18 protein-coding genes are annotated in these 23,526 nt (G+C 31.2%); 17 read left to right on the top strand and 1 reads right to left on the bottom strand.

What is annotated here, in order from left to right; genetic code table 11:
* The first annotated feature begins 373 nt into the window (after nt 1-373).
* The 4 genes from B2S02_RS04630 to holA all read left to right on the top strand — a co-directional run bounded on the left by B2S02_RS04630 (nt 374) and on the right by holA (nt 7,357).
* Nucleotides 374-2,653 (top strand): bifunctional diguanylate cyclase/phosphodiesterase, encoded by a 2,280-nt coding sequence (locus B2S02_RS04630; RefSeq protein WP_346920368.1) that lies wholly within the window; start codon nt 374-376, stop codon nt 2,651-2,653.
* Between the two features lie 57 nt (nt 2,654-2,710).
* Nucleotides 2,711-4,435 carry an HD-GYP domain-containing protein gene (locus tag B2S02_RS04625; protein ID WP_346891590.1) on the top strand — a complete coding sequence of 575 codons (1,725 nt, stop codon included), beginning with the start codon at nt 2,711-2,713 and terminating at the stop codon, nt 4,433-4,435.
* 69 nt (nt 4,436-4,504) lie between these two features.
* Nucleotides 4,505-6,289: a ComEC/Rec2 family competence protein gene (locus B2S02_RS04620; protein WP_346920367.1), complete on the top strand. Its 1,785-nt coding sequence runs from the start codon at nt 4,505-4,507 to the stop codon at nt 6,287-6,289.
* 57 nt (nt 6,290-6,346) lie between these two features.
* Nucleotides 6,347-7,357 (top strand): DNA polymerase III subunit delta, encoded by a 1,011-nt coding sequence (gene holA / locus B2S02_RS04615; protein WP_346848413.1) that lies wholly within the window; start codon nt 6,347-6,349, stop codon nt 7,355-7,357.
* Between the two features lie 61 nt (nt 7,358-7,418).
* Here holA and rpsT read toward each other — a convergent pair whose 3' ends face one another.
* A complete protein-coding gene (rpsT, locus tag B2S02_RS04610; RefSeq protein ID WP_035128853.1) occupies nt 7,419-7,685 on the bottom strand; it encodes a 30S ribosomal protein S20 in 267 nt (88 codons plus the stop codon).
* 229 nt (nt 7,686-7,914) lie between these two features.
* Between rpsT and gpr the strand changes: the two genes are divergently transcribed.
* The 13 genes from gpr to mtaB all read left to right on the top strand — a co-directional run bounded on the left by gpr (nt 7,915) and on the right by mtaB (nt 23,416).
* Nucleotides 7,915-8,928, top strand: coding sequence for a GPR endopeptidase (gene gpr, locus B2S02_RS04605; protein ID WP_346848414.1), 1,014 nt, complete (start codon nt 7,915-7,917; stop codon nt 8,926-8,928).
* A gap of 83 nt (nt 8,929-9,011) precedes the next feature.
* A complete protein-coding gene (locus tag B2S02_RS04600; protein ID WP_346848415.1) occupies nt 9,012-10,040 on the top strand; it encodes a stage II sporulation protein P in 1,029 nt (342 codons plus the stop codon).
* Between the two features lie 152 nt (nt 10,041-10,192).
* Nucleotides 10,193-10,477: a hypothetical protein gene (locus B2S02_RS04595; RefSeq protein WP_346848416.1), complete on the top strand. Its 285-nt coding sequence runs from the start codon at nt 10,193-10,195 to the stop codon at nt 10,475-10,477.
* Nucleotides 10,478-10,629: 152 nt separating this feature from the next.
* The gene (gene lepA / locus B2S02_RS04590) at nt 10,630-12,435 is read left to right on the top strand and encodes a translation elongation factor 4 (protein WP_346848417.1); all 1,806 of its coding nucleotides are present in this window, start codon (nt 10,630-10,632) and stop codon (nt 12,433-12,435) included.
* Nucleotides 12,436-12,611: 176 nt separating this feature from the next.
* Entirely contained in the window at nt 12,612-13,754 is a 1,143-nt protein-coding gene (hemW, locus tag B2S02_RS04585) for a radical SAM family heme chaperone HemW (RefSeq protein ID WP_346878646.1), read from the top strand.
* Nucleotides 13,755-13,861: 107 nt separating this feature from the next.
* Nucleotides 13,862-14,899, top strand: a complete 1,038-nt coding sequence (gene hrcA / locus B2S02_RS04580) for a heat-inducible transcriptional repressor HrcA (protein ID WP_346848510.1) — start codon at nt 13,862-13,864, stop codon at nt 14,897-14,899.
* A gap of 67 nt (nt 14,900-14,966) precedes the next feature.
* On the top strand, nt 14,967-15,593 hold the full coding sequence (grpE, locus tag B2S02_RS04575; protein WP_278245209.1) for a nucleotide exchange factor GrpE: 627 nt from the start codon (nt 14,967-14,969) through the stop codon (nt 15,591-15,593).
* 96 nt (nt 15,594-15,689) lie between these two features.
* Nucleotides 15,690-17,555 carry a molecular chaperone DnaK gene (gene dnaK / locus B2S02_RS04570; protein ID WP_346848419.1) on the top strand — a complete coding sequence of 622 codons (1,866 nt, stop codon included), beginning with the start codon at nt 15,690-15,692 and terminating at the stop codon, nt 17,553-17,555.
* A gap of 166 nt (nt 17,556-17,721) precedes the next feature.
* On the top strand, nt 17,722-18,846 hold the full coding sequence (gene dnaJ / locus B2S02_RS04565) for a molecular chaperone DnaJ (protein ID WP_346920366.1): 1,125 nt from the start codon (nt 17,722-17,724) through the stop codon (nt 18,844-18,846).
* A gap of 412 nt (nt 18,847-19,258) precedes the next feature.
* Nucleotides 19,259-20,128 carry a YitT family protein gene (locus B2S02_RS04560; RefSeq protein ID WP_346878648.1) on the top strand — a complete coding sequence of 290 codons (870 nt, stop codon included), beginning with the start codon at nt 19,259-19,261 and terminating at the stop codon, nt 20,126-20,128.
* 270 nt (nt 20,129-20,398) lie between these two features.
* The gene (prmA, locus tag B2S02_RS04555; protein WP_346878649.1) at nt 20,399-21,334 is read left to right on the top strand and encodes a 50S ribosomal protein L11 methyltransferase; all 936 of its coding nucleotides are present in this window, start codon (nt 20,399-20,401) and stop codon (nt 21,332-21,334) included.
* Between the two features lie 26 nt (nt 21,335-21,360).
* A complete protein-coding gene (locus B2S02_RS04550) occupies nt 21,361-22,113 on the top strand; it encodes a 16S rRNA (uracil(1498)-N(3))-methyltransferase (RefSeq protein WP_035128879.1) in 753 nt (250 codons plus the stop codon).
* A gap of 1 nt (nt 22,114) precedes the next feature.
* On the top strand, nt 22,115-23,416 hold the full coding sequence (gene mtaB / locus B2S02_RS04545; protein WP_346878650.1) for a tRNA (N(6)-L-threonylcarbamoyladenosine(37)-C(2))-methylthiotransferase MtaB: 1,302 nt from the start codon (nt 22,115-22,117) through the stop codon (nt 23,414-23,416).
* The last annotated feature ends 110 nt before the right edge of the window (nt 23,417-23,526 follow it).

Raw genomic sequence — 23,526 nt, 5'->3', positions numbered from 1 at the left:
AGAGGGGGTCTGACCCCGTTACTTTTTTTGGAATAATCCTTGAAACCCGCATGAACACAACAAATAGTTAACTAGTTAACTATTTATATAGTTTTATAGGTAAATAGGTAACTATAGAAATAGTCATATAGTTACCTATACAAATATTTCTATATTTACATATGATTTCATTGATATATTCATACAATTTTATATTTACATTCACTATATTAACTTCAATGAAATTATAAATGAAAATTTTTATTATATAAATAAAGGATTTTCATCCTAAAAAAAGAATAATAGATATTACATTTAAGAATAGAAAACCTGTATTCTATATGGGAAATAAGTTATATATTATATTTCTACGATTGTAAGGGAGAAATGGATTATGAAGAAAGTTTTGACAGTGGTATTAATAGCAATTTTATATTTATCCTATTTCGGAGCAACCGTTGTAAAATCGAATTTTTTTGGGAACATTTTATCTCCCATTGTAACTTTTATAGCAGCTTATTATGTTTTTAAAGGTTTTTATATGGAGGAGAAAAATAAGACATTAAAAACTTCAGGACTATTTTTGGCTCTAAGTATTTTAAACTGGGCTGTTTGTGATGTTATGTGGGCAGTGGAAGCTATAATTCTGAAAATTAATCCAGAACAAGTTAGTGCTATAGTAAGTGGGTATTTATTAACTAATGTACTGTTACTATGTTCCTTAATTATAGGTGGATATCATCAATTTAAAAAATGGAATGCAACCCAGGTTTTAATAGATACTGTTGCAATAACAATCTGTACTATGACTTTAGTTTGGGTTATATTTTTTAATACTGATATGCAAAATGCAATACTTATGAAAAGTGATTGGATTTTTATGATTTGTGTATTTGTAGACTTTTTAATATTTATATGGGTTGCTAGTTGGTTCTTGTCTATAAGAAAAGGGAAAATACCTTTATATTTAAGGGTTACAGCTGGTTCATATATACTTTATATAGTTTTTGATATTATTTATTATTATGAATATTTTTACAGCCTATATGAGCCGAATTCATTATTAGATGCTGCATATGTAATTGCTTTTGGAGTGGCAGCTATAGGGTCAATTATTAAAATTAAAACTCAACATAAGATAGAACGTACTGAATTCATGAATAGTGGTAGAAATAAAAAGGGGCTTTTATTATTAACTGCTCCAATAATTTTAATCCTATTTAAAGGAGTGCAGTTAGAATATTTATTATTAATGCTTATAGTTATTACCTTTTACTATATACATTCAAATCATGTTCAAACCAATATACTTAAAGAAGAATTATTAAAAAATGAAAAGCAATTAAACTTAAGGTTGGAAAGCAAGGTTCAGGAAAGAACAAAAGAGTTAAATGATTTGATAAATAAAGATGTAGTTACAGGATTACATAGTAGGAGATATTTTCTTCAGCAGATAGATAATAATATTAATAATCTGAAGAAAGATGAAAATATTATTCTTTTTTACATTGATTTAAATAAATATAAAATGCTAAAAACCATGTTTGGTAATTATATTGGGGAAGAAGTATTAGTGGAAATAGGAAAGAGACTTAAAGAGTATGTTTACAGAGAAGAAGATATTTTAGCTTCCTTTGGTGAAGATGTTTTTGTTTTTGCTAAGGAAGGTTCATATACCTATGAAGATGGATTAGAAATGGCTAAAAATCTTATACATGCCTGTAGCGACATATTTACCATTGAAGAGTATGATATACGAGTTACTTTAAATGTAGGAATATCTATATATCCCCTTGATGCAAAAAATAGAGATGAAATGATTAAACATGCAGATATAGCTATGCTACAAGCTAGGCTATTAGGATTTAATAGGGCAATGGTCTTTACCCAAAAACTAGGAGAATTAGCATTTGCTAAAAATGAAATTGAAATTATGCTTAAAAAAGCTGACTTTAATGAAGAATTTCAATTGTATTATCAACCACAAGTCTCCATTGAAGATGAAACAATTATAGGCTTTGAGGCACTTATGCGATGGCAAAGAAATGATGGAAAATTCATTTCTCCTGGTGAATTTATTCCCATTGCAGAGGAAATAGGATTTATAATTCCCATAGGATATTGGGTTATGGAAACTGCCATGGCACAGCTATCCCAGTGGAAGAAAAAAACTAATAAACACCTTAGAATGGCAATTAATGTTTCTGTAAGACAGTTAAAGGATAATAGTTTCATTATAAAATTAAAAGAAACCATGGAAAGATATCATATTGCACCTGAAGAAGTAGAAATTGAAATTACAGAGACTTTAGAATTGGAAGAAGATATAAAAGTTAAAGATACATTGTTAAAGATTAATGCAATGGGTATTTCAATAGCTGTTGATGACTTTGGCACTGGATATTCTTCTTTATATTATTTAAAGCAGTTACCAGTAGATAGGATAAAAATAGCCAAACCTTTAGTAGACCTAATAGATAAAGATAACTATGATTATGCAATCGTTAAGGCTGTAATTACCGTTGCTAAAGCAATAAGGGTTCCTGTAATAGCTGAAGGGGTTGAAAGAAAGGAACAATTGGAATGTCTAAGAAAATTACAATGTGATGAGATTCAGGGATATTACTTTGCAAAGCCAATGCCAGCAGAAGAAATATATATAAATTGGTTATAAAATTGAATTACAATTTATTATAAATAGTTTTTAAAAATTATGGTAGGGGGGATACTTATGGAATTACTAGATTTTTATCCTATAGAAAAGATTAAGCATACAATAAATGAATCTCTTAGGTATATTAATTTTGATTTGATGAAAATTTTTATCCACAATAGAAATTCAAATGAGCTATTAGAAATTCAATCATCCTATATAAAATCTACAGATTTTATAAGCAATTTATTAGAAAGTGATATGAAGCCTAATATTAGAAGCTTGGAAACTAATTTTAAGATTATATTTAACTCAAAGAAGACTCTAATACTAGATAATAAAACCAAAGTGAATAATAGTTCAGGATTTGGAAAAGCATTTTCTGGTTCCTATTATGAAATTTATATTCCTTTATTTGAAGGTGAAAAGTTTTCTAAGGAAGTTTATGGATTTATATGTATGGTGGCATTTAAAGAAAGCGACTTTAGAATACAATTTAATAATGAGGATTTTCAGAAATTAATTATGCAAATTATTAATTATTCTTATAAGAATAAAGATAAGTATACAAATGATATATATGGATTTTTAAATATTTTATTATATATGAGTGAAATAAATGAACCCTATATGCTTTCACATCCCTATAACGTTGCGCATTTATGTTTAACCATAGGCGAAAAATTAGGGTTATCTAAAGATGAGCTAAAGAGACTTCAGATTGCAGCATTGCTTCATAACATAGGTAGAATATATCTTGATCCTAATATAAGAGATAAAAAGTGGGATGCTACTAAAGAGGAAGAAGAAATTTTAAAAAATAAAGTTAATTATAGTTATAATATAGCATTGCAAGTTGACAAGTTTTTAAGGGTTGGAGGATTTCCGGAAATAATCTTATATCATAATGAGAGAATAGATGGAAAGGGCTATCCCTATGGTAAAATGGATAAGGAAATACCTATTGGTAGTAAAATTCTTTCTATAGCAGATTACATTGATTCCATGATGACTAACACTTATATTAGAAAACGTAAAAGTGTTGAAGAAATTATCGAAGAACTATATGATAGTGGTGGTACTAGATTTGATAATAGTATAGTACAAGTTGCAGTAAATGTATTGTTAGAAGAAAGTGCGGATTATGATAAGCTTTTAATGGGTTCAGGAATATATTGCAATCTAACTATAGCAATAGAGGATAATGAAAGTCATAAAAAAAGTAGCATTACTAGCTTTGGTAATATTAGAAAAGATGGAGAAACATACATTTTTACAAATACTGAAAAATATTTAAATAGAGTGTTAGATAAAAGTCTTATAACTAAACTTACAATTTACATTCAGTTAAATAATATTATGATGAAATTTAGACCTACACTAAAAAATATTTCAGATGATGAAATTACATTTTCTAATTTAGAACTAATAAAAGAAAATGATACATTTTCATTAAGATGGCTCATTGATGGTAAATTTATAACTACCAATAAAAAAGAATACGAAATATATATAAATTTAATTGGTGGCGAATTTATAGACTTTTATTTATACAAAAAAGATATAAATGAAGAAATAAAGGTAGGAATTATTTTTATTGATTATGAAGATGGAGAAAAGATAAAAATTCCTGGATGTATTATTAATTCATATTCTATGGAGGATAAAATATTCTTTAGATTTAAATATGTTGGCATAAATTCAAATACCAAAGATATAATTTTTAAAGAAATGTTTAAAAAGCAAATTGAAATGAGAACAATGTATTCTAAGTTTTCTAATAGAGTTATTAAAAATTTGTAAAAATGTAGTTTTATCCATAAAATTGAATTACAATTTATTACTTTGGCAATGATACTACAGGGTGATATTATGGATAAATCAATGGTTCAGATATGCTTGGCAGGGATTTTTGGATGTACTATATATTTTTTATATAGCTACATGGGAATTTTACCAGCTGTAGTTTTTATAGTAATTTATATACTTTTACTTAAAAAAGATTTTAAGAAACCCCTAGCTTTTATAGTTATGGGGTTTTCTATGTTGTTTTTTATAAACTGCATTATATATTTTTATTCCATGGACCTAGGGGAAAATATTAAGTGCAGAATTGTAGAGGAAGGGAAGGATTACTATATTGGTAGTCTTCAAAATAGAAGAATTAAAATTTTTCCTAAGAACAAGGATATTCAATTGGGAAGGCAGTACATATTAAAAGGAGAATTTCATAGAAAGGTAGATTATAGTAAAGGCATTGTAGGAGAGTATAACCTGATAGCTTCAAAGCCTTTAAAGGAAGATTTAATATATAAGGGATACTTGATAAAAAGTCATCTTTATAATAAGCTTTTAGCTGTTACAGATGAAGAAGGAGCTGCTATTATACTGGCAGTAAGTGGTGGCGATGATAGCTATATTGATTACGATAAAAGAGAAGAGTTTAATGCTTTAGGTATATCCCATATAATAAGTGTATCAGGACTTCATGTATCACTAATTTATGGAGTACTTCAAAGTATAATTGGATATAAACTAGCTTTAATAGTTCTTTTCTTTTATGTTATATTTACTGGAGGAAAAAGCTCTACCTTTAGAGCCTTTATAATGATATTTTTACTAGTATTAGGCCCTAAGGTGAAAAAGACCTATGAAGGTATATCAGCCTTAGCCTTTGCAGCATTTTTACTTCTGTTAATAAAACCTTACTACATATTAGATATAGGTTATGTACTTAGCTTTTTAGCCGTATTAGGAATCTTCACTTTAAATAATAAAATTAAAAGGAAATTTTATAAGCTCCCCAATTTTATAGCTGCCTCCCTTAGTTTAACCTTTAGCTCTATGATTTTTACTACACCCTATATAATAATGAGATTTAATGCTGTGAGTTTAGGTGGACTAATTTCTAATCTATTTCTGATTCCCTTTTACACCTTTCTATTAGTTTTAGGTAATCTTCTGCTTCTATTTATTAAGGTTCCAACGGTGTTTAATCTTTTGTCTCTCATTACTAACTCAGTGTTGCTTATAATTGATACCATGGAGGCTTTCTTAGTTAATCTTTTGCCATTACCCTTAGAATTTACTTACATAGAAGGGGTTATGATTCTCATATTATACATAAGTTATATCCTTATAAGAAGAGGGGTGAAATCTTTAAGATACTTGCCTATATTACTATTTCTTTTAACTATAAAGCAGCAATATATAATTTACCCAGAAATAAATTTTATAGGGGGGAAAAAGGCTGATATTGTAGAAATAAACTATGGTACCAGAAAAGTAATGGTATGTAATCAAAAGGTGAAGTTGAAATATGTCTATGAAAATTATAAGGGGTTAGATAGAATCTATGATGAATCTGAAGAAGAGCTAACCTTAAAACTATCAAAGCATTGCATTATAGATGTAGAAGATAAGGATGGAGTTCTCTCTTTACAAATAAATCATAGGGGTAAAATTAGCAATATAATTATAGACAAGGAATATGAAAAAGAAGCCACTCAATGCTGTTATAAAAGCAATTTTTCATCAACAAGTCCAAACTGTGATATAATAAGGATTAACAGAAAAAGAGAAGGAATTATTCTAGGACATTATTATGAAAACTATAAACTCATAGGTGGAGAATTATATCATAATTATGTTCACTAGAATAAGTATTATGCTGAAATAAGTATTATACAGAATTAAAGAGTGGAGGAATTTTTCTTGATAACCTTAGAACAACTTGAAAAACACATAAAAGAAAATAAACTAAAAAATTGTTATATACTTTGTGGTTCTGATGAAGGACTTATAAAGACAGCTATAAAAAAAATAAGAAATTTAAAGATAGATGAAAGTTTTGCTGATTTTAACTATACAAGAATTTCTGGAGATAAATTAGATGTAGATGCTTTAATAAATAATTGCGAAACTATACCCTTTATGAGCGAATATAGAATGGTAGAAATCTTTAGAGCTAACTTTTTAAGAGATAAGGGAGAAGATATAGATAGCCTTAGAAACTATCTTAAGGATATTCCTCCCTATACCTTTTTAATTATGTACTATGTATTTGAAGATGATAGAGAAAAACTTAGTAATAAGGTTAAGAAGCTTCAAAATGTATGTGAGGTTGTAAAAGTTGACAAACTAAAGGGCATGGGTCTTCAAAGTAAAGTAAAAGCCATCTTTGAAGAGAAGGGAAAGTCCATAGGGAAAAGTGAAGTTGGATACTTTTGCTCCATCATAGAAAATAACATGAACATAGTAGATAACGAGATAGAGAAGCTTATTTTATACACTGAAGGAAGGGCGATAACTAGAGAAGATATAATAAAGATGTGTCCCTATGAAAAGGAGAATGATATATTTAATTTAGTATCCTATCTTTCAGAAAGAAATATAAAGGCAGCCATAGATACTTTAAATCAATTGATATATAGGGGTGAAAAACCACCTAAAATATTATCTATGATAGAGCGTCAATTTAAGCTTTTATTTGCCATAAGAATAAAGGTTGGAAAAGGGATTAGAAAAGAAGACATAGTAAAGGAATATAACCTAAATCCCTATATTGCAGATAAGATGATAGTTCAAAGCAAAAAGTTTTCTCAGGAAGCTCTAAAGAAGAATATAGAAAATTGCATTGAAACGGAAAGTGAAATAAAAAGTAAATCTGTAGATCAAAAGAATGCCATTGAAATGCTTATGGTAAAGACCATGATGAATAAATAAAAAGTTTTAAATTAAATATATGCAAAAAAATAAATAACCGGTGAATACACCGGTTTATTTATTAAGCAGATAATCCATTTAACTTAGCTGCTAATCTAGATTTTTTCTTAGCTGCTTTATTCTTATGTATTATGCCTTTAGAAGCAGCCATATCAAGGGCTTTAACTACAGTTTTAAAGCTTTCTTGAGCAGCAGCAACGTCATTGCTAGCTAGAACAGCTTCAAATTTCTTTATAGTTGTCTTTAAAGAAGACTTTATCATAGTGTTTCTCATAGTCTTAGCTTGAGTAACTTTGATTCTTTTTTTAGCTGACTTAATGTTTGCCATTATTAATTCACCCCCTTGTATTTTTATCAATCTCTCAGCGGCAGCTTTGGGGAAGTCTGCTTACGAGTTTCATATAACAAAAGCTATTATAACATTAAATTTTGCGTACTTCAAGTAGAATTTACCTTTAACATATTAGTATATGAAAGAAACTTTGGGAAAAGATAAATATACATACTAATGTATATAGGAATAATATGAAAAATACCATAAATGAGGTGTGATAATTATGATGAAGAAAAACAAGTCTAAGGATAAAGAAGAAGTAGTTTACAGTGTAAGGACAGATTTAGCTTTAGAAGCTAAAGAGATTTATAGTGAAAATAATCCTGGAAAATTGTCAGGAGTAAAATCGGAGGAATACATAGATAATAACGTTAGAGTTACTGCAGTAAAAATATTAGATGAAGAAGGAGCTAAAAACATAGGAAAACCTATTGGTGAATATATAACCTTAGAATTTCCAGAATTCGTATACTATGATGGTGAGAGAATAATAGATGTAAGTGAAGTTATGGCTAAAGAGTTATCAAAGCTGATTAATCTAAATGAAGATATGGTAGCTTTAGTGGTAGGGTTAGGTAACTGGAATATCACCGCTGATGCCGTAGGACCAAAGGTAGTGTCAAAGATAATGATAAGTAGACACTTAAAAGAATATGTTCCAGATAGCATTGATGAGGGGGTAAGACCAGTGTGTGCTATATCCCCTGGTGTCTTAGGACTTACAGGTATGGAAACCAGCGAAATTATAAAGGGTATAGTAGATAAGGTAAAACCTAGTGTAATAATTTGTATAGATGCTCTTGCTTCTAGGAAGACACAGAGGGTAAATAGAACTATACAGCTAGGTAATACAGGTATATCTCCAGGAGCAGGAGTTGGAAATAGAAGATTAGAGCTCAGTGAAAAGACCCTAGGAGTCCCTGTAATAGCCATAGGAGTGCCTACAGTGGTAGATGCAGGAACTATAGCTAATGATACCATAGACTTAGTTTTAGAAAGCTTAATCAAGTCTTCAACTAAGGGTGGTGCCTTTTATAGCATGCTTAAGGAAGTTGACAGAGATGAAAGACAAACATTGATTAGAGAGGTTTTAGACCCAGAATTAGGGGGCATGGTAGTAACTCCTAAAGATATTGATAAAGTAATAGATAGTGTATCTAAAATAATTGCCAATGGCATAAACATAGCCCTTCAACCAGCTTTAACCTTAGATGATATAAATACTTATTTAAACTAAAGTAATAAAATTTATTCCCTCCTCATATAAATTATTAGAGTAATTAATTATACCTATGTATAACTCAAACAGGGGGGGATACGGTGAATAACAAAAGTAAGACAGATGCTGGAAAGTATTGTTCTAGAGCTATCCTTGCTATAATAGCAGTAGTCATGGTAATATCTATAGGTTTATCTAGGTCTACCCAAGCCTTAGATGATGATAACTTAGAAAGTATCAATAGAACTAACTTTTTTATGAAGCTCATAGGGCAAAGTGTCAGTACTTTAAAGCCAGCAGTAAATAAGGATGATACAAAATTTGTAGGTAATTTTACCTTGAATCCTTTGGATATAGTTAGAAAGGAAATAAGCTTTTTAGACGAAGAAAATTTAAGGGATAAAACTGCTCTTGAGAATGTGAAGGAACATGCTAAGGTAGTACAGAAAATTACAATAAATCCTTTCGAACTAAAAGATACAGACATAAATAAATTTCAAGAAGGGGTAGACGTAGTTGGTGATCCTAAAGATAATTCTAAAAAGAAGATATTGATATATCATACTCATACTAATGAAGCTTATGCAGAAGGAAACGGTGGATTATCTACCACCGTAGCAGGAGTTGGGGATGTTCTTACTTCTGAACTAGAGAAATTAGGCTTTACAGTTGTCCATGATAAAACAATACATGATAAGGCTGATTATAATAGAGCTTATCATGCGTCTAGAGAAACCATAAGTAAAAACATAAGTAGTTATGGAGAGTTTGATTTAATAATAGATCTTCATAGAGATGGTGGTCCTAGAAAAGAAGATGTTACTGGAAACATAAAGGGAGATGATGTTGCAAAGCTTACTTTAGTAACAACCATGCAGGACCCTAAATATCCTAAGCATATAGAAAATGTTAAATCCATATTTGCTATAGCAAATAAGCTTTATCCTGGGTTGTATAGAGAGAGGGGCATTATAGCCTATGACCATGGAGGTATTTTATTTTATAACCAAGATTTAAGTGATAATGCTATACTCATGGAGGTTGGAGCAGATACCAACAAATTACAAGAAGCTAAAAACTCAATGAAATATATGAGTATAGTTTTTGCACAATATTTAAATTCTAAGTAAGGCATCTGAAAATAAATAAATAGACGAGCATTCTGACTTATTTATTTTTTGAAGATGCCTAAGAAAGAATAAAAATATAAGAAAAAGTACATCATTAAATGTGAGGTACTTTTTTTATTTTGAGCACCTATAGGTAAAGGAGAATAGATAAGATGAATAGTAAGACACTAAGGACAGGATTATGCAAGTTTTTAATAATAATTTCAGTAGGATTTATGATATACGGAATTTTAGTGGTAAATATGAATTTACCTCAGGTGGTGAGACAAAGCTCTAGTTTTTATGTAAGCTCTAATGACAGGGATTCGAAGGTTAATATAAAAATAGGGGAATTTAATATAATCCTTAATGGTCAGCCTTTTAGGAATTTTATTAAAGGCACTAAGGTTATAGGAGATACTATTAAGGAACTAGCATTGCCATCTAATGAAACTTAAAAGTTAACATTATAAAGTATATTGACAAGGAACCTTTATTTTATGGTATAATTTACTTTGGTTTATTATCTAACTAAGTATAGTTGATAATTAGATTAGAAACAGTGACTTTAATAAAGAGTTAATATAAATTTACGGGGGTATTTGAGTAGATGCAAACTAACAGACAAAAACACATAAGAAATTTTTCTATAGTAGCACATATAGATCACGGCAAGTCTACTTTAGCAGATAGATTACTTGAAAAAACAGGTACTTTAACAGCTAGGGAAATGGAAGCCCAAGTACTAGATAACATGGAATTAGAAAGAGAAAGAGGAATTACAATCAAGGCTCAAGCAGCAAGACTTATACATAGAACAGAAGAGGGCGAAGAGTATATTTTAAATCTAATAGATACTCCAGGCCACGTAGACTTTAACTATGAGGTTTCTAGAAGTTTAGCAGCTTGTGAAGGAGCTGTATTAGTTGTGGATGCAACTCAAGGTATACAAGCACAGACCCTTGCAAACTGTTACTTAGCCTTAGATCATGACCTTGAAATTGCTCCAGTTATAAACAAAATAGATCTTCAAAGTGCAAGACCTGATGAGGTTAAGCAAGAAATTGAAGATGTTATTGGAATTCCAGCAGATGATGCACCATTAATATCTGCTAAAACAGGATTAAATATAGAGGATGTAATTAAAACGGTTATAGCTAAAGTACCAGCACCAGAAGGGGATGAAGAAGCTCCTCTTAAGGCCTTAATCTTTGACTCTTACTATGACTCATATAAAGGTGTAGTAACCTACATCAGAGTATTTGATGGGGTAGTAAAGCCAGGAACTAAAATCAAATTAATGAATACTAATAAAGTGTACGATGTAACTGAGGTAGGAGTATTTACTCCAGGTCCATTAAAGGTAGATGAACTTAGAGCTGGAGATGTTGGATACTTAAGTGCAGCTATTAGAAATGTAAAAGATGCTAGAGCTGGAGATACCATCACAGAAGCAGGAAGACCAGCAGCTAATCCGTTAGAAGGATATAGACCAGCTATACCTATGGTATTTAGTGGAATATACCCTGTAGATGGAGCTAAGTATGAAACCTTAAAGGAAGCTCTTGAAAAGCTACAGCTTAACGATGCAGCCCTATCCTTTGAACCAGAGACATCTATAGCTCTAGGTTTTGGATTTAGATGTGGATTTTTAGGATTACTTCACATGGAGATAATTCAAGAGAGAATAGAGAGAGAGTTTAATCTAGATATAATTACCACTGCACCTTCCGTTGTTTACAAGGTAGCTAAAACTGATGGGGAAATTATAGAGATTACAAACCCTACTAACCTACCAGAGCCAAGTGAAATATCTTATATGGAAGAACCAGAAGTTAAGGCTTCAATAATATCACCTTCAGATTATGTAGGAGCAATCATGGAGTTATGCCAGGAGAAGAGAGGAACCTTCATAGATATGCAATATATCGAAGAAACTAGAGTTGTAATTAACTATGATATTCCACTTAATGAAATAGTCTATGATTTCTTTGATGCTTTAAAATCTAGAACTAGAGGATATGCATCCTTTGACTATGAACTTAAAGGATATAAGAGAACTCAACTTGTTAAGCTTGACATACTTCTTAATGGAGATGTAGTGGATGCACTATCTATGATAGTTCCAGCAGATAGAGCTTACCACAGAGGAAGATCCATGGTAGAAAAGCTTAAGGAGATTATTCCAAGACAAATGTTTGAGATTCCAATTCAAGCAGCCATAGGAGCTAAAATAATAGCTAGAGAAACTGTAAAAGCTATGAGAAAAGACGTACTTGCTAAGTGTTACGGTGGAGATATCTCAAGAAAGAAAAAACTTCTTGAGAAACAAAAAGAAGGTAAGAAGCGAATGAGACAAGTAGGAAGCGTTGAAGTTCCACAAGAAGCATTCATGGCAGTACTTAAAGTTGACTAGTTAGTAGTACTTATAATTAATTTATTAATGTCATGAAAATTCTTCGCAATGACAATAGGTAATCGGCGTAGAAACAATCATAAATTTCTTAATCAAATTTAGTTTCCTAGCGATTAACCTTGTCATGGAGAAGAATTTTCAGAAGTTAATAAAGTGGATATTAAAGGAGAAGAAAAATGGATACAGTAGGATTAAATACAGTGGGATTATATATTCATATACCATTTTGTAAGATGAAATGTCATTACTGTGATTTTCCTTCCTATAGTGGTAAAGAAAGTTTAATGATGGATTATGCTAAGGCATTGAGTGAGGAAATTAAAGTTTCTTGCCAGGATAAAATTATAAGCACCATATTTATAGGTGGGGGAACTCCCACCTATTTGTGCATTGAAGGGTGGAAAATTATAGAAAAAGCCCTTAGGGGATTAAACAGGATAGAGGAAGGTTTTGAGTTTACTATAGAGGGAAATCCTAAGACTTTTAATGAGGAACAACTAAAAATTTTTAAAGCTATGGGAGTAAATAGAATTTCTATGGGACTTCAAGCTGTGCAACAGTGTCACCTTACTTCACTAGGAAGAATCCATTCCCTTGAGGATTTTAAACATAGCTATGAAATGTTAAGGAATTTTGGTTTCAATAATATAAATGTAGATTTAATGTTTGGACTTCCAGATCAAAGTTTAGCTCAGTGGAAGGAAACTTTAAGTCAGGTTGTAGAGTTAAAGCCAGAGCATATTTCTTGCTACAGCTTAATCATAGAAGAAGGAACTAAGTTTTATAATCTTTATGAAAAGAATAAATTGATTTTACCTGATGAAGATGTAGAAAGAGACATGTATGCTGAAGCAATTAATTTTTTAGAGATAAAAGGATATCACCAGTATGAGATTTCCAATTTTGCAAAGGATGGATTAGAGTGCAGGCATAATAAAATATATTGGAATTTAGAAAATTATATTGGTTGTGGCTCATCTTCCCATTCCTATGTTAATGGCATTAGGTATAGAAATGAAGAAAAAATAGAAACCTATATAATGTCTATGGAAAATAAAAGATCTGCAGTGGTAGAGAGTAATGAAAATTCCTTAAAGGATGATATAGAAGAGTTCATGTTCTTAGGATTAAGAAAAATAGAAGGTATAAGTATAGAAGAATTTAAGAGAAGGTTTAACATCTCCATTTTTGAAAAATATAAAGAAGTTATATATAAGTATGTAAAGTTGGATTTATTAAATTTAAAAGGAGATAGATTATACCTTACTAAAAGAGGTATAGAACTGAGTAATCAAGTGATGTCAGATTTAATTTTGTAAATAATTTATGAATCATATTGACATTGAATTTTATAAATGATATATATTAAATATAGTCATTAGCACTCGTGAGTAGTGAGTGCTAACAAAGAGGTGATAACATGGATATGGATGAAAGAAAGATTAAAATCTTACAGGCTATAATAAATGATTATATAACTTACGGAGAACCTGTAGGTTCAAGAACCATATCTAAAAAATACGATTTAGGAATAAGCTCAGCTACTATTAGAAATGAAATGGCTGATCTTGAAGAAATGGGATTTTTAGAACAACTCCATTCATCCTCTGGAAGACGACCTTCTGATAAGGGTTATAGACTTTATGTAGATAGACTTATGACCCCTAGCAGACTTACAGAAGAAGAGCATGAAACTATAAGACATGACCTGATAAAGGACACATCTATAAGTGAAATAGATAGTATAATTAAGGGTGCTATAGATGTACTTTCTAATATTACTAGACTAACTTCTGTAGTAAAAGTTGCTTCTGTTAAAAAGTCAAGTATTAAGTATATAAAGTTATTAGCAATAGAAAAGCACATAATTTTATCTACAATAATAACAGACAATGGTAATATAAAAAATAATACTATTAGAGTAACAAATCCAGTAGATGACAATAAGCTAGTAAAAGTGAATAATGCTCTTAATAGACTACTTGTAGGGATTAGCATAGAACAAATTACTCTAGATTTCCTTGTTAATTTAAAAAATGAATTAGTTGGTTACGAAGAGATATTTGACTGTATAATTCCTGTTCTTCATGAAACGCTAGTGTTGGGAGATTATGGTGAAATTTATACTAAGGGTGCTACAAATATATTTAACTATCCTGAATATAATAACATCGATAAGGCAAAGGCATTTTTAGGGTTAGTAAATAATGAAGAAAACCTAAATGAAATTCTTAGCAAAGGAAACAAGGAATCTTTATTTATTAGTATAGGAGAAGAAAACTTTGTGGAATGCGCTAAAGAGTGCAGTATAATCACTGCTAGCTATAGTTGTAATGGCCGTATTATGGGTACCATAGGAGTTATAGGACCTACAAGAATCCATTATGATAAAGTTATAGCTGTTCTTGATACTGTGGTTAATGAGATAAACGACAAGATCTCTAGCATATATGATCCAGATTAACTATGGGTTTATATATATTCAAAATTCAAAGTAAATGAGATAAGCATTTAGATTGGAGGAAAGAGCATTGGAAAATAATATGGAAGAAAACCAAGAGCTAGATAAAAAAGATATGGAAGATAATGCGGATGAAATTTTAGAAAATGACCCTTCTGAAAAAGAACAAAATGAAGAGGAAGGCACTTCCGGTGAAGAAACCTCAGAGGTTAAAGAGGAAGATGATAAGGAAGATGAGATGAAAAAATTCAGAAATCGCAAAGAAGAAATTAAAGAGCTTAAAGAAGAAAATGATTCTTTGAAAGATAAATTATTAAGAACTGTAGCTGAATATGATAACTTTAGAAAAAGAACTTCTAAGGAAAAGGAAAATATATATACAGAGGCTTGTGCTGATGTATTAAAGGAAATACTACCTGTATTAGACAATTTAGAAAGAGCTGTTGCAGTAGATGGTAGTGCAGAAGATCTTAAAAAAGGTATTGAATTAACTATAAATCAGTTTACAGCTTCTTTTGAAAAGCTAGGCGTTGAAGAAATCTCATCTGATGGAGAATTTGACCCTAACTTCCATGATGCAGTAATGCATATAGAAGATGAAAACTTAGGAAAAAATCAAGTAGCTGAAGTATTCCTAAAGGGATATAAAAAAGGCGATAAAGTATTAAGACATAGTATGGTTAAAGTAGCAAATTAATCTATGATTTATAAAGATTTTAATCTTTAATTAAAAATAAATGTATATAGTAAATTAGAAGAAAATAAGTGTATTAATTTATAGGAGGAAATTACAATGGCAAAAATTATAGGAATTGATTTAGGAACAACAAACTCTTGTGTATCAGTTATGGAAGGTGGAGATCCAGTTATAATACCAAACGCAGAAGGTGCTAGAACTACTCCATCAGTAGTATCTTTCTTACAAGATGGCGAAAGACTTGTTGGTCAAGTAGCAAAAAGACAATCAATAACAAACCCAGATAAAACTATAATCTCAATTAAAAGAGAAATGGGAACAAATCATAAAGTAAATATAGATGGAAAAGAATATACTCCACAAGAAATATCTGCAATGGTACTTCAAAAATTAAAAGCAGATGCTGAAGCATACCTTGGAGAAACAGTTACAGAAGCGGTTATCACAGTTCCAGCATACTTCAATGATAGCCAAAGACAAGCAACTAAAGACGCAGGAAGAATTGCAGGTCTTGATGTTAAGAGAATTATAAACGAGCCAACAGCTGCATCTCTTGCTTATGGTCTTGACAAAATGGATACAAACCAAAAGATATTTGTATATGACCTTGGTGGTGGTACTTTCGACGTATCTATCTTAGAACTTGGAGATGGAGTTTTCGAAGTTAAATCTACAAATGGAGATACTCGTCTTGGTGGAGATGACTTTGACCAAAAGGTTATGGATTATATAGCTGAAGATTTTAAAGCTTCTAATGGAATTGATTTAAGAAATGATAAAATGGCACTTCAAAGATTAAAAGAAGCTGCTGAAAAAGCAAAAATAGAATTATCATCTTCTACTCAAACAAACATCAATCTTCCATTTATCACAGCTGATGCTACAGGTCCAAAACATATAGATATGAACCTAACAAGAGCTAAATTCAATGAATTAACTCATGATTTAGTACAAAGAACTATTGAGCCAATGAGAAAAGCTCTTCAAGATGCTGATCTTTCAATAGGAGAAATTGACAAGGTTGTATTAGTTGGTGGATCTACAAGAATCCCAGCTGTTGTAGAAGCAGTTAAAAACTTTACAGGAAAAGAACCATCAAAAGGAGTTAACCCAGATGAATGTGTTGCAGCAGGTGCAGCTATTCAAGGTGGAGTTTTAACAGGAGATGTTAAAGATGTATTACTTCTTGACGTTTCACCATTAACATTAGGAATTGAAACTTTAGGAGGAGTTGCTACTCCATTAATCGAAAGAAATACAACAATTCCAACTAAGAAGAGCCAAGTATTCTCAACTGCAGCAGACGGTCAAACATCTGTTGAGATTCACGTAGTTCAAGGTGAAAGACAAATGGCAGCTGACAACAAAACTTTAGGAAGATTCACTCTTTCTGGAATTGCAGCAGCTCCAAGAGGAATTCCTCAAATCGAAGTAACTTTTGATATAGATGCTAACGGTATAGTTAAAGTTTCTGCTAAAGACAAAGGAACTGGAAAAGAAGCTAATATAACTATCACAGCTTCAACTAACTTAAGTGATGATGAAATCCAAAATGCAGTAAATGAAGCAGAAAGATTTGCAGAAGAAGATAAGAAGAGAAAAGAAGCTATAGAAGTTAAAAATACTGCAGATCAAATGGTTTACCAAACAGAAAAAACTTTAACTGACCTAGGAGATAAAGTTTCTGCTGATGATAAAGCTAAGGTAGAACAAAGAATCCAAGTATTAAAATCAGTTAAAGACGGAGAAGATATAGAAGCTATTAAAAAAGCTACAGAAGAGTTAACACAAGAATTCTACGCTGTATCTTCAAAGGTATACCAAGCTGAAGGCGGACAGCCAGGAGCAGAAGGTTTCGATCCAAACAACATGGGTGGAGCAGCAGGAGAAGGAGCAGGAGCTCAAGATGCACCACATGATGACAATGTTGTAGATGCAGATTTTAAAGTAGATGGAGAATAATATTCATTAAATCAGTTAAGGGATGATGAAACACTCATCCCTTAAAACTGATTTTAATGTTAAATTTTAATGTGAAAATTTAATGTTCCCATTAATACATGGTTGCAATTATACATAATATATCTTAATATATTATTCGAAGTAAAATAGGTGGTGAGTTTTAAATATGGCTAATAAAGATTATTATGAAGTACTCGGCTTAGATAAAAGTGCCAGTGATGATGAGATAAAAAAAGCTTTTAAAAAGGCTGCTTTAAAGTATCATCCAGATAGAAATCAAGGAAATGCTGAAGCAGAAGAAAAGTTTAAAGAAATAAATGAAGCATATCAAGTTTTATCAGATCCAGAGAAGAAACAGAGATATGATCAATTTGGTACTGCAGACTTTAACGGAGCCCAAGGTTTTGATGGATTTGATTTCGGTGGAGGCTTTGGCGGCTTTGGAGATATTTTTAGCGATATCTTTGGTGGAGGATTTTCCTCTTCATCTAATAAAAATGCTCCAAGAAAGGGTGCAGATTTAGAATTTAATTTAAATTTAACCTTTGAAGAGGCTGTATTTGGCTGTGAGAAGGAAATTAAAGTTACTAGAAGAGAAAAATGTGAAACTTGTGGAGGCACAGGAGCAAAAAAAGGTACTACTCCTAAAACTTGCTCTAAGTGTAGTGGTAGAGGGAAGATAAATGTTCAAAGAAGAACTCCATTAGGAGTTATTTCTACAACTACAACTTGTGATGCTTGTGGAGGTAAAGGTACTATAATAGAGGAAGCATGCTCAACTTGTAGAGGAACTGGTAAAGAAAGAAAAACTAGAAATTTAACAGTGAATGTTCCAGCAGGTGTTGATACAGGAAATGTAATGCCACTAAGAGGACAAGGTGAAGCAGGAGAAAATGGAGGGCCAGCAGGAGATCTTTATATAAATATAAGAGTTACATCTCATAATATATTTAAACGTAAAGGCTTTGACATCCATATGGAAACCCATATATCCTTTGCAAAGGCTGCTCTTGGTACAGACATAAAGGTTCCAACAGTGGATGGAGATGTTACTTATAAGGTTCCAGCAGGAACTCAACCTGGAACTGTATTTAGATTAAAAGCTAAAGGGGTTCCTAGAGTTAACTCTGTAGGTAGAGGAGATCACTATGTTAAGGTAATAGTGGATGTACCAAAATCTCTTAATGAGAAACAGGCAGAAGCTCTAAGAATGTTTATGGAGGCTAGTGGAGAAGCTCCAGAAACTACTGTGGAAAAGAAAAAACACAAAAAAGGAATATTTGGAAAGTAATAAAAAAATTAATATAACCCACAAATATTTTTAATATAGCTAAAGTCTTGTAATAGTTAGTATAGGACTTTAGCTATTTTTAGTGCTTATATATCCTATCACTGTAATTTTCAACAGAGCCAATTTATATTAAAATCTTAAATTTCAGTATATTAATGGTAAAATTGATCATTGGCAAAATATAGATAACAATATGAATATTTTAAAAATTTAATAATTGACTTTTTTAGACAAAATATTTATAATATTACTGTAGAATTTAATGATATTTTAGGGTTTATTGCGCTTTTATTACTAGTGGTGTAGAAGTTAAATTTTTTAGCACATGTAAACCTTTTAGTCATGTCTGAATCATGTTAATTTCTACGAAATCATAAGATATAACTTTAATAAAAAGGTTGGAGGCAATAACATGAAAATTGAAAAACAAAAGATCTATGACATTACCATTGATACCTTCTATGACATCATTGGTAGTATACTTTATGCTGCTGGTATTTATACCTTTGCATTATCAGCTAACTTTGCTCCTGGTGGAATTTCAGGTTTATCAATAATTATAAACTTTTTTACTAAAATACCAATAGGTGTATGTAGTTTATTACTTAACATACCAATAATAATAATTAGTTATAAGGTGCTTGGAAAATGGTTTTTAGTTAAATCTCTAAAAACTATGGTAATTTCAGCCTTCTTTATGGATGTAGTGTTTCCACTTATCCCAATTTATTCAGGAAATCCTATACTGGCAGCTGTGTTTGCAGGAGTATTATCTGGAGCTGGACTAGCACTCATATATATGAGAAATTCATCTACTGGAGGAACAGACTTTTTAATTCTTTCTGTAAGAAAAAAAGCACCTCACCTATCTATTGGGCAGATTACAATTGCTATTGATGGTTGTGTTATCCTTCTAGGTGGATTAGTATTTGGAACTATTGATGCTGTATTATTAGGAATTATTATGACTATAGCTACATCAACAATAATAGATAAGATTATGTCTGGTTTTGAAGCAGGAAAAATGGCAATGGTAATAACTAATCATGGAAAGGAAATTGCAGATGTCATTGGAAAGGAAGTTGGACGAGGAGTAACTATAATGAATGTTACTGGTGCTTTTTCAGGAGAGAGTCGTCAAATGTTAATGTGTGCTTGCAGTAAATCTCAGGTATATAATTTGCGTAGAATTGTAAGTACCATAGACCCAACAGCTATGACTATGATTTCTTCCTTTGATGAAGCCTTTGGTCTTGGATTTAAAGATAACCTAATTGACTAAGCATCTATAGAACAGTAGAATATTAGGGGTCGATAAAAATTATAGAGCCAAATAAAACTCTTTCTTGCAATAGAAAAGATTCACTATTGCCAAGGAAGAGTTATTTTGTTATTTTGTAATATGTGATATATAATTACACAATAAAGATTATTTAGTGTATAATACCATAGACATCTTTTAAAATGATGGCAATAATATTAATTAAAACCTATTAACTATTGTTCATATAACTTAAGTATAATTTAATGTATAGATATGGAGGAAGTAGAAATGGATCAGGATTGGATTGAAGTAACGGTACTTACCAGCAGTGAGGCTACAGAAGCTGTGGCTGGTTTTCTTTATAACTGTGATGTAGAAGGAGTTTCCATAGAAGATGTGGCAGATGTGGAATTTAAGAAGGAAAACCTGGGCTTTGCAGATTTTATAAATGAGTCAGTTTTAACTATTGAAGAAGGAGCTATGGTTAAAGGGTACTTTAAGGATAGTGAAAACTTTATGAATACACTAAACTACATAAAGGAAAGTGTAGATAAGTTAGGTGAATTTGGCTTTGATAAAGGTGAAGGCATAGTAACTTATCATAAGGTAAATGAAGATGATTGGGCAAATAATTGGAAGCAGTACTATAAACCAGCTAAGGTTGGGGAGCACATTGTAGTAAAGCCTACCTGGGAAGATTATGAAGAAAAACCTGGAGAGGTTGTAGTAGAGCTAGACCCAGGAATGGCCTTTGGAACAGGAACCCACGAAACTACAAGAATGTGCATAAAAGCTCTAGAGAAAAAAGTTAAGGGAGATACCACTGTATTTGACATAGGTACTGGTTCAGGAATATTATCTATAGCTGCAGCTAAATTAGGAGCAAAACATGTAGTAGGAGTAGATTTAGACCCAGTAGCTGTAGAATCTGCAAAGAAAAATCTAGAGTTCAACAAAGTAAATAACATCGAAATTCTTTATGGAGATTTAATGGAAGTAGTAGAAGGTAAAGCTAATATAGTAGTAGCTAATATCTTAGCTGATATAATCATGTTTTTAAGTGAAGGTGTCAGAGCCTTTATAGAAGATGAGGGATACTTCATAGCTTCTGGTATCTTAAACACTCAAAGAGATAAAATTGCTGACAAGTTAAAGACCCTAAACTTTATAATTGAAGAAGTCATGGAAGATGGAGAATGGATTTGTATTATTGCTAAAAAGTAAAATTGTGTGATGGGAGTATATTTAAAATGCATAAATTTTTTGTGGAAGATAATAGCATAAATGAATCTCTGTGCATCATTGAAGGCGATGATGTTAAGCATATATATAAGGTGCTTAGACTTAAAGAAGGGGATAAAGTAAATATCAATAACTGCAAGGGTGTTGAATATATAGGAGAAATTTTAGAGGTAAATAAAAAAGAAGTAAGAGTAAACCTAATTGAAAAGGTTGCTTTAAATAATGAAAGTCCTTTAAGAGTTCAGCTTTTTCAAGGATTACCAAAGGCAGCTAAAATGGATTTAATAGCTCAAAAGTGTACTGAGCTAGGAGTCAGTGAAATCACCCCTATAATTACAGAGAGAGTTGTAGTTAAGGGCAATGAGTCCTCAGAATTTAAAAAGGTAGATAGATGGAACAGAATTGCATTAGAAGCTTGCAAACAAAGCAAAAGAAGTATAATTCCAACTATAAACCAACCTATAGATTTTAATAACCTAAAGGAAGAGATAAAGAACTTTGATTTAGTCATAGTACCCTATGAAAATCAAGAAAATCAAGGAATAAAATATGTAAAAAACCAAGTATCAGATAAAAATATAGAAACAGCAGCCATTATCATAGGACCTGAGGGTGGCTTTGAAGAGGATGAAATTCAGGCATTAAAGGATGCTGGAGCATTTATAGTAACCTTAGGGCCTAGAATACTAAGAACGGAGACTGCTGGCTTTGTAGCTCTTAGCTTAATTATGTATGAGCTTGGTGACTTAGGAGGAAATTAAAATGAAAGTAGCACTATATACACTAGGATGTAGGGTTAACTCTTATGAATCAGAAGCCATGGCAGAAAAATTCATAAAAGAGGGATATGAAGTTGTAAGTTTTGATGAATTTTCAGATGTGTATGTTATAAATACCTGTACAGTAACTAACATGGGAGATAAAAAGTCAAGACAGATGATAGGAAGAGCAAGACGTCATAATCCAGAGGCTATAATAGCAGTAGTTGGATGCTATTCACAAATAGCTTCCGATGAAATAGCACAAATTGAAGGTGTAGATGTAGTCTTGGGAAGTAGAAATAAAGGAGACATTGTTTACTGGGTTAATAGAGCAAGAGAAGAAAGTAAGCAAGTAGTAGAAGTTAAAGATGTACTTAAAAACAATAAATTTGAACAGCTAGCTATCAATGAATATCAGGATAAAACTAGAGCCTTTTTAAAGATACAGGATGGATGTAATAGATTTTGTTCATACTGCCTAATTCCCTTTGCTAGAGGGGGAGTTTGTAGTAAAGAACCTGAGAAAATATTAAAGGAAGTAAAAGAACTAAGTAAAAATGGTTTTAAAGAAATAATTTTATCAGGAGTTCACACTGCTTCCTATGGAGTGGATTTAGAAGGTAATTGGGATTTAGTTAAAATCCTAGAAGAGATAAATAAAATAGAAGGAATAGAGAGAATTAGAATAGGCTCTATAGATCCAACCTTCTTCACTGAAGGGGTAATAGAGAGAATCTGTAACCTAGAAAAGATGTGTCCCCATTTTCACCTATCCCTTCAAAGTGGCTGTGATGCAACAATTAGAAGAATGAATAGAAAATATACAGCACAGGAATATAAGGATGTAGTAGAAAATCTTAGAAAGTATATGAAGGACGTATCTATAACTACAGATATAATTGTAGGTTTTCCAGGGGAATCTAATGTTGAATTTGAAGCTACCTATGAATTTTTAAAAGGGATAAAACTAAGTAAAATGCATATCTTTAAGTATAGTAAAAGAACAGGAACTAAGGCAGCGGAAATGCCTTTCCAAGTAGATGGTCTTATAAAGGAAGAAAGAAGTAAAAAGTTAATAGAACTAAATAATGCTTTAGAAGTAGAATTCATGGAGAAATTCCTTGGAAGAGAAATGAGAGTACTTTATGAGGAAGCTATAAGTGGAAAAGAAAACACTTATGTAGGCTATACAGAGAACTATATAAAAGTAATAACAGAAAGTGATGAAAACCTAGAGGGTAAAATAGTGCCTACAAAACTAGCAGCTGTAAAACAAGAAAACATGATAGGAATCATAGAATAATACAAAATATAGATACACTAACATGGATTTTTAGAGTATAATATAAGATATGAGAAATCATATTATACATTATAGGAAACTATAAATGTAGGTTTTTACTACTGAGAATG

Source organism: Clostridium sp. UBA7339 (assembly GCF_002470865.1).
Taxonomy (GTDB): Bacteria; Bacillota; Clostridia; order Clostridiales; family Clostridiaceae; genus Clostridium_J; species Clostridium_J sulfidigenes.
Note: the sequence above shows the minus strand (reverse complement) of the source record. Positions and strands in the feature narration are given on the sequence as shown.

Excerpts from the sequence above, each read along its gene's own strand:
- B2S02_RS04630 (WP_346920368.1), top strand. The coding sequence starts at position 374 with ATGAAGAAAGTTTTGACAGTGGTATTAATAGCAATTTTATATTTATCC.
- B2S02_RS04625 (WP_346891590.1), top strand. The coding sequence starts at position 2,711 with ATGGAATTACTAGATTTTTATCCTATAGAAAAGATTAAGCATACAATA.
- B2S02_RS04620 (WP_346920367.1), top strand. The coding sequence starts at position 4,505 with ATGGATAAATCAATGGTTCAGATATGCTTGGCAGGGATTTTTGGATGT.
- rpsT (WP_035128853.1), bottom strand. The coding sequence starts at position 7,685 with ATGGCAAACATTAAGTCAGCTAAAAAAAGAATCAAAGTTACTCAAGCT.
- gpr (WP_346848414.1), top strand. The coding sequence starts at position 7,915 with ATGATGAAGAAAAACAAGTCTAAGGATAAAGAAGAAGTAGTTTACAGT.
- B2S02_RS04595 (WP_346848416.1), top strand. The coding sequence starts at position 10,193 with ATGAATAGTAAGACACTAAGGACAGGATTATGCAAGTTTTTAATAATA.
- lepA (WP_346848417.1), top strand. The coding sequence starts at position 10,630 with ATGCAAACTAACAGACAAAAACACATAAGAAATTTTTCTATAGTAGCA.
- hemW (WP_346878646.1), top strand. The coding sequence starts at position 12,612 with ATGGATACAGTAGGATTAAATACAGTGGGATTATATATTCATATACCA.
- hrcA (WP_346848510.1), top strand. The coding sequence starts at position 13,862 with ATGGATGAAAGAAAGATTAAAATCTTACAGGCTATAATAAATGATTAT.
- dnaK (WP_346848419.1), top strand. The coding sequence starts at position 15,690 with ATGGCAAAAATTATAGGAATTGATTTAGGAACAACAAACTCTTGTGTA.
- dnaJ (WP_346920366.1), top strand. The coding sequence starts at position 17,722 with ATGGCTAATAAAGATTATTATGAAGTACTCGGCTTAGATAAAAGTGCC.
- B2S02_RS04560 (WP_346878648.1), top strand. The coding sequence starts at position 19,259 with ATGAAAATTGAAAAACAAAAGATCTATGACATTACCATTGATACCTTC.
- prmA (WP_346878649.1), top strand. The coding sequence starts at position 20,399 with ATGGATCAGGATTGGATTGAAGTAACGGTACTTACCAGCAGTGAGGCT.
- B2S02_RS04550 (WP_035128879.1), top strand. The coding sequence starts at position 21,361 with ATGCATAAATTTTTTGTGGAAGATAATAGCATAAATGAATCTCTGTGC.
- mtaB (WP_346878650.1), top strand. The coding sequence starts at position 22,115 with ATGAAAGTAGCACTATATACACTAGGATGTAGGGTTAACTCTTATGAA.